Here is a 17,384-nt window from a genome sequence, read left to right as displayed (position 1 = left end):
TCCTTTTTATACTAACACGAGGTTCAATGCAACACTTCAACTACATTATCATCGGCGGTGGCATGACGGCTGATGCTGCGGCCAAAGGAATCCGCGAAAGAGATGCACATGGCACAATTGCGATTATCAGCAAAGAAGATCATCCGCCATACAACCGGCCGCCGTTAACCAAAGGTTTATGGAAAGGAGATCATGAAGACAGCATCTGGAGAAAAACGAATGACCAAAATGTCACCATCCTGCTTTCACACGAAGCTGCTTCAGTTAACGCACCGGAAAAAACAGTTACCGATCATGCAGGCAATGTTTATGCGTATGATAAATTGTTGCTTGCTACCGGAAGCATAGTCAACCATTTACCTTTTGATATTACGGGCATCATCTATTATAGAACATTGGATGATTACACTATGCTGCGTGCATTATCGATTAAGTCGGATAATATACTCGTGATTGGGGGCGGATTCATTGGTTCAGAGATCGCAGCGGCACTTGCGATGAATGGAAAAAAAGTGACGATGATTTTTCCGGACGCAGCCATTGGTGCAAGGGTTTATCCTGCTGCGCTGGCTTCTTTTCTTAATTCCTATTATGAATCGAAAGGCGTTGCGTTAATCACCAATGATGAAGTAGTTGCGATTGAAAAGAAACTGGCCACTTATTTCGTGCAAACAAAAAGCGGAAAGACGATAAAGGCAGATGTAATTATAGCAGGTATTGGAGTGAAGCCCGATTCTTCATTAGCGTCGTTAGCGTCATTGAAAGTGGAAAACGGAATTATTGTTGATGAGCATTTGCGAACGGACGATACAAATATTTTCGCGGCCGGTGATGTAGCTAACTTTTTTTCACCTGCACTTGAAAAGCGAATACGCGTTGAACATGAAGACAACGCAAACATGATGGGAGCGATGGCGGGAAGAAACATGGCCGGCGCAAATGACAAATATGATTATCTGCCTTTCTTCTATTCCGATCTTTTCGATTTGGGTTATGAAGCAGTTGGTGAACTGAATGCCACCTATGATATTGTAGAAGATTGGAAAGAAGAGTTTAAAGAAGGGGTGATTTATTATCTACAGCAGGGACGTGTTCGCGGTGTATTGTTGTGGAACACCTGGGGACAACTTGATCATGCAAGAGCTTTGATTCAGGAAGAAGGTCCGTTTGATGAATTGAAGCTGAAGGGAAGACTGCCGAAAGTATAATTTAGTCCGCATCATAAAATCAGGCAAGGAAACATACAGGGATTTATTTTACGAAGAAAGCGGAACCAATCTGTTACGACTAATTCCGCTTTCACAATTCAAGAAACCGTAGCTTCCTGTCTTGTGCTGATCTTCGAACCCGTGCTTCATCTTGCGATGTTGCTTCTTCTTCTCTTGCGATCTGAAGGCCATCTATTGCTAAACGACCGGATGTTTTAATCAACAGATCAAACATACATCACGCAACATTCCTTTTGCAAATTTTTGTACATGTTGTTTTACACAAATTTTAAACACCGTTTATGAACAATTGTGGGTAACGTGAATTCTTTCCGAACTGTTTTACAGTAGCTGACTTGTATAGACTATATCAATCGCTGTTATTCAATGATCACTTTCTTCAACAGCACATCTGCATCAATAGTAACTTTGAGAAAATAAAAACCCGCACTCAATCCATCACGCTGTAGTTGTACTGTATGTGTTCCGGCAATCATCTTATCATTAAATATGTTCTGCAGTTTACTTCCCGTGGCGTCATACAATGCAATCATTACGTTTGCATCCTGCGGTATTGAAATCGAAATGATAGCGGAGGTTACAAGTGGATTGGGATAGACCTGCACATCACTTGACTCTTTATTGTTTGCAGACGAACTTGTTTTGCAACCTGAATACACAACAACTGGTTTCGAAGTATTAGAACATCCGAAGCTGTTAGTTACTTTCACTTTGTATTCACCTTCCTGAGTAGCATGAAATATTTGCGCGGTTGCGCCCGTGATATTTGCTCCATTGAGTTTCCATTGATAGGTTAAGTTGTTTACTGTTCCGCCCTGCAGGTTAACGTATCCGGCAGTGCAAATGTCAAGGTCCCCTAATGCTGTGATCTTTGCTTTCGGAGATGGATTTACAGTGACTTTAAAAGGTGAACAATTCTCTGAAAGGGCACAGCCTCCTTCGCCGGTAACAAAATAGGTAGTAGTAACATCAGGCGTTACAGAGATAGAAGTTCCGCTGCCTGCTGTTGTTTCACCACAACTACCGGTATACCAATTCCAACCTGCAGCATCGTTGAGTGCGCCTTCCACTTTGAGTGTGGTACTGTTACCTTTGCAAACAGGGTTAGATGATGCAGACAATGAAGTAATCACCGGAGAAATACATCCGGACGAGAAGTAAACAGACGAAGTATAACCTGATGAATCCGTTTTAGCTGCATTGCAATATTTTTGCAACTGTACTTCATATAGTGTATTTGATACATTATTCGTAAGCTTTTTATAAGTCACTGAGGCGGCAACTGAAACATATATCCAGTCAGAAGTGCCCACCGGTCTTTTCCGGATACGGAAACTGAATGCATTCGCATTTTCGCTCCAGTGAAGAATGGCTGAACCTGCAGTAATATCAGTGAGATAAAGGAAAAGCGGCAACGGACACTGCCCACTGCCTGTACTCAGCTCCGGAGCAAAATCCCAGAAATCTTTTTCAGAAGTCATAGCACTGCGACCGGTACCAATATATCCTTTGCCTGTTATAGAGAAAGCAACAGCGTTGACGCGGGCACTGCCGCCGAAATCAATTTGTTGTTTCCAGGTATTTGATTGCGGGTCATACTCCCATATGTCTTTACAATAGCCAGCCGTTCCATAACCTGTTCCGATGTATCCATTGATGATGGTAAAGCCAACAGCTCCATAACGTGCAGTTCCTTCGAAGTCTGCTTTCTTCATCCATGTATCATTCGCGGTGTCATACTCCCAGAAATCCTTTTTGTAAGTTGACCCTTCGAGCCCTGTGCCTGCATAACCTTTGCCGTTCTTAGAAAATGCTGCTGCCGAATATCTTGCACTGCCACCGAAATCAGCTTTCTGTATCCAGCTATCAGTGAGCGGATCATATTGCCAGAAATCTTTTTTTAAAGCGGCACCATCAGAACCGGTACCAATATATCCTTTACCCTCGGCAGAAAAACCAAAAGCTGCTCCGCGTGCGGTTCCACCGAAGTCAGCTTTCTGTATCCATTTATTAAATGCCGGATCATATTCCCAGAAATCTTTTCTGAAAACATTATCGGAGCCGGTGCCGATGTAGCCTTTGCTTCCGATGGAAAAGCCAACAGCAAGATGTCTTGCGGCGCCACCGAAATCTGCTTTCTGCGTCCACGTATCAGCAGCGGGATCATATTCCCAGAAATCATTGAAATAGTGTTCTGCTCCATCATACAGATAACCGGTGCCGAGATAGCCTTTGTTATTGATGGAAAAAGCAACCGCGCCGAGTCTTGCTGTTCCACCTAAATTATTTTTTTGGTTGGATGTGTTTTGTCCTGGTGCTGCAAAGGTGGTGAGTACGATCAAAAATGTAAATGGAAATTTCATGTGGATGTTTTGTGAGGTGATTAAATTGACGTGCCATGGAATGGTGTTTTTGATGGCGCAATTTTTCTTCACAAAAGTCCGATTGTTACAAGGCGAAGTCAATCCCATAATAGTGGACATAGGGTTGTTCCTTTGAGTAGGGTGTTCATTGCAAAAAATGAGGTGCCAGTATTTCCTGACACAAATTTCACAGTAACATAAAATTTAAGTCATTCACCATTTTTAATATTTGAGCTGATGCTTTCCTCCACTTGATTAATGCTACCGAAAATTTTCACATTTACTTAGTTTGACTTCTTTGTGAATGCCGATTCAAAGCATATAAATTTTGATAGAGGAATTTCTTTTACCAATAACAATTTCGATATTGCCCATTACAAACTCAAAATGCCGCCAGCCGAAACAATTATTCCCGTTCTTACACTTGACCTCATTCAGACACTTGCCATCGCAAGCATCATGTATTTTCTGGGGATGCAGCTCCGGAAAAATATCCGCATGCTCGAACGGTTGAATATTCCTTCCGCGGTAATTGGCGGATTGCTTTTCGCCGCAGTCAATCTTTTTCTTCACGACAGGTATTTGAATCTGAAGTTTGATACTTCGATGCAATCACTGTGCATGGTGCTCTTCTTCACCACCATTGGTATCAGTGCGAGTCTTCCGCTTTTGAAAAAGGGAGGCATGCAGGTGGTAATTTTTCTTTTGATGGCCACCGCTTTTTGTTTCCTGCAGAATTTTGCGGGGATGGGAATTGCCGCGCTGTTTGGTGTGAATCCTTTGTTGGGTGTAATTGCAGGATCAGTAACATTAGTCGGTGGTCCGGCAACAGGACTTGCCTTTGCGCCCGTGTTTGAAAAGGCCGGCGTAACCGGTGCATCAACGCTGGCCATTACCGCAGCTACCATTGGAATTGTATGCGGTGGCATTATAGGTGGCCCTGTGGGAACATACCTGATCAGGCGATTTAAGCTGAAAGCGCCAAAGAATACTTCAGCAGGTGAGCTTAAAGAAGAAGTTACGGATACACCACATACCGTAACGATTGATACTGAGCGCGAGGATTCCGGTTTTGTATTAACCATCATGATCGCGGCATTTGCCATGGGCTTGGGAAGCATTGTGAGCTATTATTTCCAATCTCTTGGCTGGACATTGCCAGCATATATCGGAGCCATGATCATTGGTGCTGTTCTGCGCAATATTGATGACAATACGAAGTGGTTTAAAATCAGTCAGCCCGTAATGGATTTTATCGGCAGCATCGCGCTGAATATTTTTCTGGTGGTGGCATTAATGGATCTTAAGCTCTGGGAGCTTGTGCATCTTGCCGTTCCGCTGGCAGCTATTCTGCTCGCGCAGGTGCTGGTGGTTGTTTTGTTCGCGTTAACGATATCCTTCCGTTTGATGGGCAAAGACTACGAGTCAGCCGTGATGGCCGGCGGATTCATTGGATTCGTGCTTGGCACAACAGCCAATGCAGTGGCCAATATGCGTACACTTGTTCATAAATATGGTGCTGCGCCAAGGGCCTTCCTGGTGGTTCCTATGGTCGGCGCATTTTTTATTGATTTCACCAATGCCATCATTATTACTTTCTTTTTGAATTGGGTGAAATAACTGTCAGAAGGCAAATGTATCGACATGAGGAGAACAATTTTCATTCGCCTCTAACAGGTAAGAATTCTGCCCATAAAATATTAAGAATTGTTTAACTAATCCTATAGCTTTATGCCTTGATTTTTTGCTTCTTTTGCGCCCGAAGGTTTCACTTCAATCATAAGTTACTTCTTTCCTCATTCCTAATTTTTTCACCATGAACAAAGCTTTCCACGCTCCGGTAATCCAAACAACCAAACTTAATCGCCAGACTTTCGGGTTTAACTTCCTGCTAAGAATTGCTGCCATACTGCTTTTACTGCTTTACAGCTTACCAGGGTTGTCGCAATTATCATATACCAGCGGCGTGTATTCGCAAGATTTTAATGGGTTGCCAAGTACAGGTACATTTTCGTTTACTGGTCTGGGACCTATTGATATTACCGCATCTCCATTAAATGTGAGTAGTATGACTGGTTGGCAATTTGCTAGAATTGCACCTTTGAGTGGCAATGCAAACTTCCTCGTGAATAATGGAAGCCTAGGCACCGGAGCTGCTTATAGTTATGGAACAACATCAGCCTCAGATCGTGCATTAGGGTCATTGGCATCAAGTTCCTCAACTTCGGCGGTTGGTTTAGTATTGACCAATAATTCAGGTACGGCCATTGGTTCTTTCACAATCTCTTTTAAAGGTGAGCAATGGAGGAATGGTGGAAGTAATAATGTAAATACGCTTCTTTTCGGATATAAATTTGGCGGGAATATTTCAGGTTCCGGGTTTACTGCGGAACCTCTTCTTGATTTTGCTTCTTTAAAAACATCAACTACTGCAGCTACACTGGATGGAAACGGAGCCGGCAACTTTATTACCATTACAGCCACAGTATCTAATATCGTTTGGCCGGCAGGTTCTACCATGGTTATCAGATGGGCGGATGTAGATAACACCGGAGCAGATGACGGACTAGCCATCGATGATTTCACTTTCCAGGGATTTCCCGCACCTCCAACTGTTTCTGTAGTTACCACTTCATTTACTAATAATTTCGGAAGTGTGTTTGTCGGAAGCAGCAGTGCCTCTTCTACTTTTTCTGTTTCAGGGGCTAATCTCACAGACAGCCTTATTATTACGCCACCTGCCGGCTTTGAAATAAGAACCGGGGCGAATCCATTTTCAACCAGTCATATTGCACTTGCACATACTGGCGGCACCGTAGCGTCCACTAATATTGATGTTCGTTTCACCCCAACTTCAGCCATTGGCTTCAATGGCAATATTTTGTGTGCCAGCACCGGTGCGACCACGCAATTTATACCAGTTAGCGGAACAGGGCTGGCCAGCGACTTTCCAACGAAATTGGTAATAACCAGTGTGAACGGCGGCGTTGATGCAGAGGCAACTTATCCGTTCAGTGTGGTGGTGCAGGCACAGGATAATTTGAATGTTGCTCAGAATGTTACCGCAAATACGGTGGTCACACTTTCATTAATAACAGGTGCAGGAACACTCGGTGGAACTCTTACCGATTCAATACTTGCGGGCACCAACAGCGTAACCTTTACCAATGTTACCTATAGCCAGGAAGAAACGCCGGTGGTTATCAGGGCTACAAGAACCAAGGGTGATACACTTGCCTTCGGAAACAGTGCGCCCTTCAACGTGCTCGCAAAAGCTACCTCGTTGAGATTTGTTGGCGTTCCAGGTTCAGGTGTTACCAATACAAACCTGACAACATTTACAGTAGAAGCAAGAAGGCCGGACAATTCCGTTGATAACCTGTTTACCGATACAGTTACCCTTTCGCTTTTCAGTGGAACTGGAATATTGAGTGGCACATTGAAGAAAAAAGCGGTTGCGGGAATTGCTTCCTTTTCAGATATAAAAATTGATCAGCCGGGCTATTTTGTTTTGCAGGCAACTGCTCCGGGTGTCAGTTTTGACCTAAGCATCAGCATTTATATCAGTATTCCGGCTGTATTTACGGAGCTGGTGATGCCCAAATATTTTGGCAGCAAATCGGCGGGCGGAACCAATGATACCCGTACGCCTTTTGCCGTTTGTTTCAGCATAGATAATCTTGTTCCTTCCACAAGCTACGACCTGAAAGTGGGCCTCGGCGTAACGAATGGTGCAACGCCTGATGCCAATACCAGTTATGGTGCCGGTAACAACTGGAATCAAAATGCCTTCAATGCAAACGATCTCAAAAATTATTTCACCACGGATGCTTCAGGAAGCAGCGGACCGGTTTGGGTATATGTGGAACCTACCGGGAATGCGAGCAGGTTTGATGCCGGACAGACACACAACATCAGGGTCGGATATGTTATAAATGGCAACGGTTTCCCGCCTAACACACCGAACTTTGTGGGATCAAAGTTGATGACAGCACTGGATATTGCAACTACTGCGAGAACGGTTTCCACTGCTGATGACGGTGCTTTTCTGAAAGGTTCTGCCAATGCATGCGTAAGCGGTAAGTATGTTTTGATTTATGATAACACAGCAGGAAGTGGTGACCCGTTATTTTCTTACATGGCCCGCACCGCTATACCAACGCAGCCAACACAATCGCAATTACCAGTTTCCATTAATGATATTTATATGCAGTCGGGAACTTCCGCGGTCGGAGATTTTCCTGCAGTAATTCCTATTGGAGCAAACAATGCGAATGGTGTAAGAAGAATTGAAGCACGATATGCCAATAATACAATTGCTTCGTTTGACACGAGCTCCACCGGTAACTGGAATGCAGGTGGAAACACCACTACCATTACGCGACGGAGTGTTGCCACCATTAGCAATAGCAGTGCAACTTTAAATACCATTAAAGTTTCCGCGAGCCATACGGATGTTACCTGTATGGGTTCTGATGGTGGTGCCAATGGAACAGCGACGGCTGTGGCCATCAGCACTGCAAATCCTGTTTCTTATTCTTGGAATTCAGATCCCGTTCAATCAACTGAGATTGCAACAGGACTTCCTGCCGGCAGCTATACTGTAACGGCCACTGATAATAATACCTGTACCGCAACTGCAAATGTTACCATTATTAAACCAACTCTTTCATCTTCCTATACAGCAACAACATGCGATAGCTTGTCACTACCCTGGGGTGGATCAGTTACAGTATCCGGTGCTTATATCCATACTTATATTAATGGTTTAGGTTGTGACAGTGTTGTAACCGCGAATGTTACCATCCACTATTCAAGTACTCCAACTTCCTACAATGCAACAGCTTGTGATAGTTACACATTGCCGTGGGGTGGAGTTGTAACAGTTAGCGGATCGTACAGTCATACTTATACCAATCCCGCAGGTTGCGACAGTATCGTAACGGCAAATCTTACTGTTAACACCAGTTCAGTTTATTATGCAGACGTTGACGGTGATGGCTATGGCGCAGGTGCTGAGATACATGCCTGCGGTCAACCTGCAAACACATCAACTTTCAATACAGATTGTAATGATACCGTATTCGCGATCAATCCGGGAGTGGCAGAAATTTGCGGTAACGGAATCGACGACAACTGTAACACTCAGGTTGATGAAGATTGTGCATCAGGTGTTGGGTTTGATGTTACTTTATTCATTCAGGGTTACATGGATGAGTTTAATCCGGGCTTCATGAAATCAGTTTTGCAGAATGAAATCGGAAGTTCTGATCCTTCTGAAGTGGATACCATCACCATTATTCTTCATGATGAAGTAACACTTGAACCTGTTGATACTTTCAAAGGATTGCTGCATACTGATGGCCTCATCAGTTGTGCGTTCGATAATGCTTCAGGAAGTGGTTCTTACTACATTTCTGTTCATTATAGGAACACGCTCGAAACCTGGAGTGCGGCGGCTGTTCCCATGAGTCTTGGTCATTATTATTTCAGCGCTGATGTTACACAGGCATTTCCTGATCCGTTTAACCCTAATCCTCAAATGGCATTTGTTGCCGGTGTTTGGGCGATATACAGTGGAGATGTAGATCAGAATGGTTCGATAGATGGCGGCGATTTCAATGCGATGGAACCGGACGTTACCTTTCCAAACTTTGGATATAATGTATCTGACATTACCGGCGATGGCATCCCTGACGGTCAGGATTACAATTTACTTGAGCCTAATGTAAGCTTTGGATTATTTGTAGCGCGTCCTTAAATTTTGTTGGTGGAGGAATGAAATAAAAAAACCACTTCATGTGCTAACCCTCGTTCTTCGGAACGGGGGTTTTGTTTTTGTTGCGTTTTTCTTCCTGTATTTTTTTGATTGATCGTTTCCTCCGGTGGAGATAATAGCTCACTATAAAAAGCACTCCAACGATAATAAATGGCAGGTTGATCATGGCCACTATACCCAAACTGGTTCCAACGGAATGATTCAAGTTGAAATTATGCGTGTAGATAAATGGCGACAACGCAAGGCCGATCAGCAGAAAAATAAGGCCACCGGTGAGTTCTTTTTTCAAGGTAAAAATATAAAGTGACAGCAATACAAAAGATGGAATCAGATGCATCATGAAAGATTTAAGCTGTTGGATGAATGTAAGTGCAGGATCAAAAGCATCCAATGCAAACATGCTGATGAAGAGTATGGCAATCAAACAAATTATGCTGGCAATCCAGTGAATGGCTGTTGCACCTGTTGAGTTGTTGCGTATAGTTTCCATTCTATTTTGATTATTTTGAATAATTGAATCAGGATACGAAAAATAGCAGGGAATTATTTTAATTACAATGATACTGGTCAGTTGGCCAACCATAAAAAGTGAAATTTTTTTGTTAAACATATGATAGCAGGTGCCGGGAAAATGCGGATAGATAAATGGTTGTGGGCAGTGCGACTTTTTAAGACGCGTTCATTGGCTGCTGCTGCCTGCGAGAAAGGGAAAATCCGCATAGATAATATGACGATTAAACCCTCACGGCTTATTCAGAAGGGAGATAAAATCAGTGTAAGAAGTGGTGCTTTCACGTTCCGGTACGAAGTGCTTCAAATGACAGAGAACAGAATGGCGGCAAAAATGGTAGCGGATTTTTGCGGAAACATTACGCCGGAAGAAGAGCTGGAGAAAATAAAATTACATTCTCTTGAAATGCGTGCGCTGCAATATCGTGGTGAAGGAAGACCTACAAAAAAGGACAGGAGAGAACTGGATGACTTTATTAATTCATAAAGTGCATCCGGAAAAATGTTTCCCGTCATAGTCTTCGTAATGCTATTAGATTACCTTCACCGCAAAACCAACCCAAATGAAAATAATTTGCATAATACTCATAGCATTCCTGCTTACAGGATGGCAGCAGGCAAATGCACAGAAACTTTCCATAGAAAAAACCTATGAAATTACAGGAAAAGCCAATCGAGGATACCTGGGAAACATTAACATTGATGAACCTAAAAACCTGCTTGAACTCACTTTTGTTACCAAAGCAAATGACAAACAGGCGAAATTTGAGACGTATCAATTTGATTTGGAATTTAATTTCAAAAACCTTGTAACCGATCAGATTGACTTTGATAAGGCCCATGAAAAATACAGGTGGTTCAAGTACAAGGGCGAGAGTTATGTAGTGGAAGCTGTTTCCGTAGAAAATAACCTGACAGGCACACTCATATTAAAACGGAAGCAGATCAACTATGATTGGAGCTGGTTCTGGGGCGGATATGATAAGGATGTTAAGCTACTCGAAAAACTTAAACCTAAATCAGATGAAGGCAACAAATACTCGCTTATCACGAAAGCGGAAAATGATGCGGATGGATCTGTATTATTAGTAGCAGGTACAAAAACACAAAAGGGAGATGATCCCAATTTGGTGCATAAGAAATACTTAGCCGCTCTTTATAATAACGCTCTGGATCAGGTGCACAAAACAGACTTCGATTTTCAGTACCCGCAAACACTGGTGCAATCGCAACTGGTTTGGAATCCCAACCTTGATTTTGATGCTGACGCTGATGACCTTTCTACCAGTGATCTTGCTTTGTTATTTGCACCTATGGGCGGGCCCGGCATTGGCAAAGCTGCCGACCCTGCGATCAACAATTATACTTTCATTCGTTTCGGAAATGATGCTTCACAGAAGGACAGAATCACCATCAAAAGTCCGAATACCGTTTGGAATATCAACAGCATTGCTACGGTGGACAATAATTATTTCATATTCGGACCATCAAAAGGAGATGATAAATATGTAAATCAGGCAATCACAATAGGTCAGGATCCGGATGAGATGAAATGGGAAAGTTACCAGCTTGCGAAGCTGAGCAATGGGAAAGTGGATTTTGTGAATGCTCCAAGTCTTGATGAGTTTGAATCAAAATTGCAGACACCGCCTTCTCAAAAAAAATCACCTTCCTATAAAGGCAAGAAATTCTATCTCAGCAATTTTGATGTGGATTCAAAAGGAAATATCTTTTTGTTTGGACAGAACTTCACCCTGAAAAGTGATGGATCGCATCAGTACCGTGACTTGTTGTGCTTTCATTTTGCACCTGATGGTTCACTGAAAGCGCAATATGGTTATGACAAGCAGGAAGGAAATAAATTCAGCGAGATGGCACCTGCTTATCAGGAGTTGTTAGAGACTACTGATGGTAACAATATGGATTGGCTGATTGGAGAAGTGGATGGAATGAGAACAGAGAAAGAACTGGGCAATTCTAAATATAAGACGCTCATGTATCCTGTGGTGGCTAAGCTGGATGTGGCAGGAGGAAAGATCGGTGACGCCGCAGTGTTTGGTGTGAGCAAAGAAGGAAAATATTATCTCAACAACAGGTTTCCTTTTCTACCCATTGAATTGAGTACATCAGTTGTGTTTTTCGGAGAATCATCCGGTGGAAAGAAACTGTGGTTTGGAAAAATGTTATTGTAAGAAAACTATGAAACAAATACGCTGTTGAAGAAATTAGCAGCAATTTGTTTTTCGGAGAAATAAAATTCAACGAATAGCTTTTTTTAATCCCTGCAAAACAAGGTGGTTTTGCAGGGATTTTTATTTTAGAAGTTGACAATATTTTACTACGGAAGAAGTGCTCATCACTCCTGTAAAAATCACTTCACTTATTTTCATGCATTATTCCTTTACTATCTTCTTCACAGAAGAATTCAATCCATCATTACATACAATAAGATAGATTCCGGCAGGCCATTCATTTACATTGATGTGCAGCACACCCTGATCCGGATCAAATGAATTATTGAAGTACATCACAGTGCCTACTATATTACTGATGGTAACGGATGAAAAGGTTGCGCCACTCATTTGAATATTGATCTGGTCTGATGCAGGCACCGGGTAAACATAAAAAGAGGGTGCTTGCGTAAAGTTTAAGGAAGCTGTTTTCAATGGAAGCGTTGTGAAAGTATCCAATTCGGAAAAAGCGGATTTATTATCCGGTAGACCGGTGCAATTGGTAGTAACACGCCATTCGTAAGATGTTCCGGGCAACAGGTTATTCAGCTTTAATTTAGTGGCTGAAATGGTTTTTGATTTCCATTTGGTGGTACCCAAAGGGCGCCGTTGAACTTTATAGTTGCTCGCGCCGGTAGCATCACCCCAACTGACAGTGGCTTTGTCCTGACCAATCTTTTTTGCATTCATAGTATAGCCGGTAATTTTACTACAAGGGTTCCACTCATACTTATGAATGCGATAGCATTTTTGTTTGGGTGAATCAAAGGTCATTTCCCAAACAATATTTTTGTTCGCATCCACTTCCGTGTGGTTAGGTATCCCGACATTGGGTATAATCAAACCCCAGTCAATAATGGTATTTCCATTCGGCAGACGTTGTGCATTTCCGGTGGCTCCACCATACACATGAAATCCATTTACATCCGGATGTTCGTAATACCATGCCAGCGTAGCCACTTTGTTCACTTCATCAAGTGCATATTCTTTCGCGCTTGAAATAAGTGGTGACAGATAGTTTCCATTGTTGAACAGTATAATGTGGCCATTTGGGAGGCGGCGCAAATCATGCTGGGAAGAAAAATGCTGGGGAATATTATCGCTTACGAAGGTGAACTGGTTGTTTTCGCCACCCATTCGCCAAATGATTGCTCCTGTTTCATGATTAATCTTTGTAAGTTCATCCATATTGCGTGATGAGATGAGAACATTTCCATCAAAATCGCGCTCCACTGAATTGCAATGCACATAATCTACTGTTGCATTGGTAAGGGGAGTATGCGAATTGGCATCGGTAAAAAGAAAGTGATCCCAGCTTCTCCATTCAAACACCACATCACGATTGGCATCCTGTTCCTGTATCACTAATCCTTGCACTTTCGCATTGGAAATTCCGCCATAAGCCGTCATGTTAATGGTTTGTATATTATATGCCATCAAAAATACATGACCGTCAGGATACATCATCACATCATGTCCCTGCGTTTCCAGTTCATATCCGTTTTTGCATTGCACCGAATCAATAAGATTATAATTCGAATCTAAAACCATCCACTGCGCGGTATCGGCAAAATAAGTCATATAGCCGTTTGCATTCAATTTGAAATCTGAGCCGAATTGTCCGAGATCTCTTGCCCAAAGTATGGTGCCATCGTTTTGTATAATTGTTGCAAAAGAATTGGTGCCGGGAATGTCGGTCGTTTGATCCTCTTTATTGCGGTAAAAAATCTGTCCGGGAGCAGGATTATTATTAACGTTGATCACATAAGTGGGCATTGAATCCAGCGGATAGATGTCGTCCGGATTTTTTGCGTAAGGATCGTATCCGAAATCATCCATAAAGGATTGTTGCCTCATTTCCCTGTACGCAGCTTCATCTTCCTGCGTTGGCTTACTTCTGATTTGAAAAGAGAAAGTGGTTCCTTCAATGGTTTCTCCTGGTATTTTTTTCAGTTTTGAATGAACAGTTACCGTTACTGTTTCTCCAAAATCAAAAACAGGATGGGGTTTAACCACAATGGTTTTATTATCATCCGACAATCGCGCTATCCACGAGTGAGCGCCACTTGATGATCCTGTTATTTCAAACAGGTTTTTATCAGTCACGGAAGCACGGTCGATGAAACTCCCGTTTTTCAGAATAAGTCCTGTTTGCGGGTTATGATATTGTGAACCGGGTTTTGGATTAATGTAGGTAAACTGTGCAGTTGCATATTGCAGTGTAATGCACAATACCAAAAATGTAAAAGTCAGTTTCATGATCGATTTAATGAAGGTTGATGCTGTTAATTTACCCGCTTTTGTTTGCGTTGAAATCCGTTAAATTTTTTATTTAACCACTATTTATTGCCTTAAAAAATTATGTGGGTAAATATAAAATAATTCCAATGGAGCTATTTTCCTTTGCTTTTCTTCAAGTGACATCAATCATATTATTAAATGATAAAAATCATATAATTGAGTTAAAGACCTTGCGATTTTGCGGTCACTAAAATTGAACCTGATGAAACTACTATTTCTTTTTTTACTTTCCGTATGCCTGATGACGTTTAACAGTTGCCAGAACAGTCCGGCCACTAACACTGGAAATTCAACCGAAGTTACAGCCAAAACAACCGGGCAATCAGGCGTGCAGGACGATGTTTCCATGCCCAATGTGGTAAAGGTGGCGGTGGCTTCTAAGGATCATACTACTTTGGTGACGGCGGTAACGGCTGCCGAATTGGTTGACGCTTTGTCGAATGCCGGACCCTTTACCGTGTTTGCTCCTACCAATGATGCTTTCAACCAGTTACCTGCCGGAACGGTGGAGGGTTTGTTGAAACCTGAAAAGAAAGCAGATCTTCAAAACATACTTCAATACCATGTATGGCTTGGCGTATTGAATCAGGATGCAATGCAGGATGGCCAGGTATTAAATATGGTAAATGGCGACAATGTTACATTACACGGAAAAGACGGGAAATTTATGATTGGTGATGCAAACATTGTAGCTACGGTGCATGCTTCAAATGGAATTGTATATGTGATCGATAAAGTTTTGTTACCTCCGCCGGCCGCCAGGTAAGCATTTCATACCTTTTTATCATAACTGGATTTTTCATAAGGCACTTTTGCACGAGTGCCTTTTTTATGATCAGAATAACCCGACAGGCATCTGAAGTCCCAGTGTAAAAATATATTCCGCCGACCACCAGTGCTGGCTTGCTTTACCGTCTCCGTATAAAACCACATTGCCATAATTGGCAAAACAACCCTTCATAGTAGTTTCCAGAAAAAAATGTTTCAGGAAATCATATCTCAACCCTGCTTCCATTCCTGCTACATGATAAGTATCATTCCGATGGTTGCCTGCGATGTATGATTCCGTTCGCGGCAGCACAAAACCAACGCCTGCTTTTGTAATCGCACTTAACCATTGTTTTTCATTGGCAGCATGCCAGATGTTGAAGCGTTTTACCAGATCAATCATGGCATAGTTGGCGCCATTCGTATGTTCGTAGCGGATAAAAGAACTTACGAGCGTCGTGTCCTGATCATAATATTCACCGCGTAAATTACCGGTCATGTGCACACGCTGGTTCTGTATCATCACATATTTCACGTGATCATAGTTGATCTCCAGGGCAAGATCTTTTTTATCGTTGAACCAATAACCGGCACGAAAAGAATATTGCGGAATGGTAATGTCTTCATGCAACAGATCTTCCAGTCCCGGACGGTCTTCCGCTTTTACGTTGTAAAGGATAAAGTCATAGTTATCTGTGGTATGATCCTGAAAATGAATGTCACTATTGGTAAACCAATCCAGGTTATAGCCGGCAGTTATATAAAGTGTTCCTTTTCCCGAAGGTGCCATTCCTGCACAATGGCAGGAAGTTTCCGGTTGTGCATTTGTAAGAAGCGGAAACAAGAAAATAAAAAATAATAACGGCATGCATACATTCCATTGGATATTGCTGGATTCATTTTTCATAGGGTAATTATTAATCAGCGTCCCGAGGCATTTCAAGAGATTGGAAACAATCATGTTCAATGGATGAAACAAAAAATTAAAAATTCATGGTCCTGCAATGAATGACACAAGTTTACTGAATAATCGCGGATACACTTTAAAAGATTGGACGACACAATTTCCGGGATTGATATGCTATTCATTCTAATTCCTTCACAGCAGCTATTTGTTGAATACTATCCTTCCGGTTCTTCCATCAGTTCCTGCGAACCAGGCCACTTTCCCGGTAGGTGAAAACTGAATTGTATTGTAGTTTTCCAGCAATGCTTTTCCATCATCGTCCTTTACTTCCGCCCATTTCTTTCCACCATTGTTTGAAAAATATATTCCGGGATGTGCTGCGATCAACAAAGTTTTAGCATGAGAGAATGGTTGATATTGAACACAGGAACAAAAGCCCGGCATTTCAAAATCTGCAACCGGTTTCCAGCTTTTGCCACCATTGTTGCTTATTGCTTTTGAATGCAGGCTTTCGGTTTTGTTTTCATAATCACCACCCGCGATTATTCCATGTTGCCGGTCATAAAAGTCAATAGAAAAAATTCCGGTCAGTTGCTTTCCAAACAAAAGAGGTGTCGATGTATAATGCCAGGTAGCTCCGTAATCAGTGGATGACAGTACACGTGCTTCAGCACCACCGGTGCCGATCCAGGTATAGTTTTCAATTTGTTCCGCACAAGTGTTGCCGGAAGCGAAACAGGCTTCGCCTGCCATAGCTTGTGGCAAACGGTCGCAGGAAATTTCTTTCCAGTTGTCCCCACCATCATCTGTTGTAAGTATTGTAAAACAACCATCAATGGGATCACCAACTGCCATACCATTTTTCGCATCGCGAAATTTCATGGAGTCAAAAAAGATTTCCTTTTTTTCGTTGGAATAAACAGTCTTCCATGATTCAGCATGATCCGTTGATTTCAATAAATAAGCGGGACTTCCTGCATTCAACAGCAAAACAGTTTGCTGATCTATAACCGACAGGGAGCGAAAATCCGGATAGTGACCTTCGATTTTTATTGAATCAATGTGCCAGTGTTTCCCGTCATCTTCGGTATAACCAAAACATCCGTTCGATCCGGCAAACCACATCGTGGAATCATTAAGTACAGCAATGGCGCGAATGCTTGTGTTTACGGGTAATGAAAACTGACGGAGCGATTGCGAATGACTTACAGAAGACAGCATGAAGGTGCACACGAAAAATAATTTCATCGTCCGGATCATATACCGATTCTTAAAACATTTTATCATATGTATTAA

The 17,384-nt window shown here is 42.3% G+C and carries 11 protein-coding genes; 6 read left to right on the top strand and 5 right to left on the bottom strand.

Annotation, left to right across the window (positions count from 1 at the left end; translation table 11 throughout):
* Nucleotides 1-26: 26 nt before the first annotated feature.
* Nucleotides 27-1,208, top strand: coding sequence for an NAD(P)/FAD-dependent oxidoreductase (locus IPO83_07230; protein ID MBK9731064.1), 1,182 nt, complete (start codon nucleotides 27-29; stop codon nucleotides 1,206-1,208).
* Between the two features lie 380 nt (nucleotides 1,209-1,588).
* On the opposite strand, the gene IPO83_07225 is transcribed toward IPO83_07230, so the two are convergent.
* A complete protein-coding gene (locus IPO83_07225; protein ID MBK9731063.1) occupies nucleotides 1,589-3,592 on the bottom strand; it encodes a T9SS type A sorting domain-containing protein in 2,004 nt (667 codons plus the stop codon).
* Nucleotides 3,593-3,979: 387 nt separating this feature from the next.
* Between IPO83_07225 and gltS the strand changes: the two genes are divergently transcribed.
* On the top strand, nucleotides 3,980-5,212 hold the full coding sequence (gene gltS / locus IPO83_07220) for a sodium/glutamate symporter (GenBank protein ID MBK9731062.1): 1,233 nt from the start codon (nucleotides 3,980-3,982) through the stop codon (nucleotides 5,210-5,212).
* Between the two features lie 196 nt (nucleotides 5,213-5,408).
* Nucleotides 5,409-9,353 carry a hypothetical protein gene (locus IPO83_07215; GenBank protein ID MBK9731061.1) on the top strand — a complete coding sequence of 1,315 codons (3,945 nt, stop codon included), beginning with the start codon at nucleotides 5,409-5,411 and terminating at the stop codon, nucleotides 9,351-9,353.
* 43 nt (nucleotides 9,354-9,396) lie between these two features.
* Here IPO83_07215 and IPO83_07210 read toward each other — a convergent pair whose 3' ends face one another.
* A complete protein-coding gene (locus IPO83_07210) occupies nucleotides 9,397-9,861 on the bottom strand; it encodes a hypothetical protein (protein MBK9731060.1) in 465 nt (154 codons plus the stop codon).
* Nucleotides 9,862-9,981: 120 nt separating this feature from the next.
* Between IPO83_07210 and IPO83_07205 the strand changes: the two genes are divergently transcribed.
* Entirely contained in the window at nucleotides 9,982-10,368 is a 387-nt protein-coding gene (locus tag IPO83_07205; GenBank protein ID MBK9731059.1) for an RNA-binding S4 domain-containing protein, read from the top strand.
* 76 nt (nucleotides 10,369-10,444) lie between these two features.
* The gene (locus tag IPO83_07200) at nucleotides 10,445-12,073 is read left to right on the top strand and encodes a hypothetical protein (protein MBK9731058.1); all 1,629 of its coding nucleotides are present in this window, start codon (nucleotides 10,445-10,447) and stop codon (nucleotides 12,071-12,073) included.
* Between the two features lie 201 nt (nucleotides 12,074-12,274).
* Here the strand turns inward: IPO83_07200 and IPO83_07195 are convergent, their stop codons facing one another.
* Entirely contained in the window at nucleotides 12,275-14,371 is a 2,097-nt protein-coding gene (locus IPO83_07195) for an aryl-sulfate sulfotransferase (GenBank protein MBK9731057.1), read from the bottom strand.
* A gap of 244 nt (nucleotides 14,372-14,615) precedes the next feature.
* On the opposite strand from IPO83_07195, the gene IPO83_07190 reads away from it, so the two are divergent.
* A complete protein-coding gene (locus IPO83_07190) occupies nucleotides 14,616-15,179 on the top strand; it encodes a fasciclin domain-containing protein (GenBank protein ID MBK9731056.1) in 564 nt (187 codons plus the stop codon).
* Between the two features lie 69 nt (nucleotides 15,180-15,248).
* On the opposite strand, the gene IPO83_07185 is transcribed toward IPO83_07190, so the two are convergent.
* Both IPO83_07185 and IPO83_07180 read right to left on the bottom strand, forming a co-directional pair.
* Nucleotides 15,249-16,088, bottom strand: coding sequence for a hypothetical protein (locus IPO83_07185; protein MBK9731055.1), 840 nt, complete (start codon nucleotides 16,086-16,088; stop codon nucleotides 15,249-15,251).
* 201 nt (nucleotides 16,089-16,289) lie between these two features.
* Nucleotides 16,290-17,321, bottom strand: coding sequence for an oxidoreductase (locus IPO83_07180; protein ID MBK9731054.1), 1,032 nt, complete (start codon nucleotides 17,319-17,321; stop codon nucleotides 16,290-16,292).
* Nucleotides 17,322-17,384: the final 63 nt, after the last annotated feature.

Source organism: Chitinophagaceae bacterium, assembly GCA_016717285.1.
Lineage (GTDB): Bacteria > Bacteroidota > Bacteroidia > Chitinophagales > UBA10324 > JACCZZ01.
Note: the sequence above shows the minus strand (reverse complement) of the source record. Positions and strands in the feature narration are given on the sequence as shown.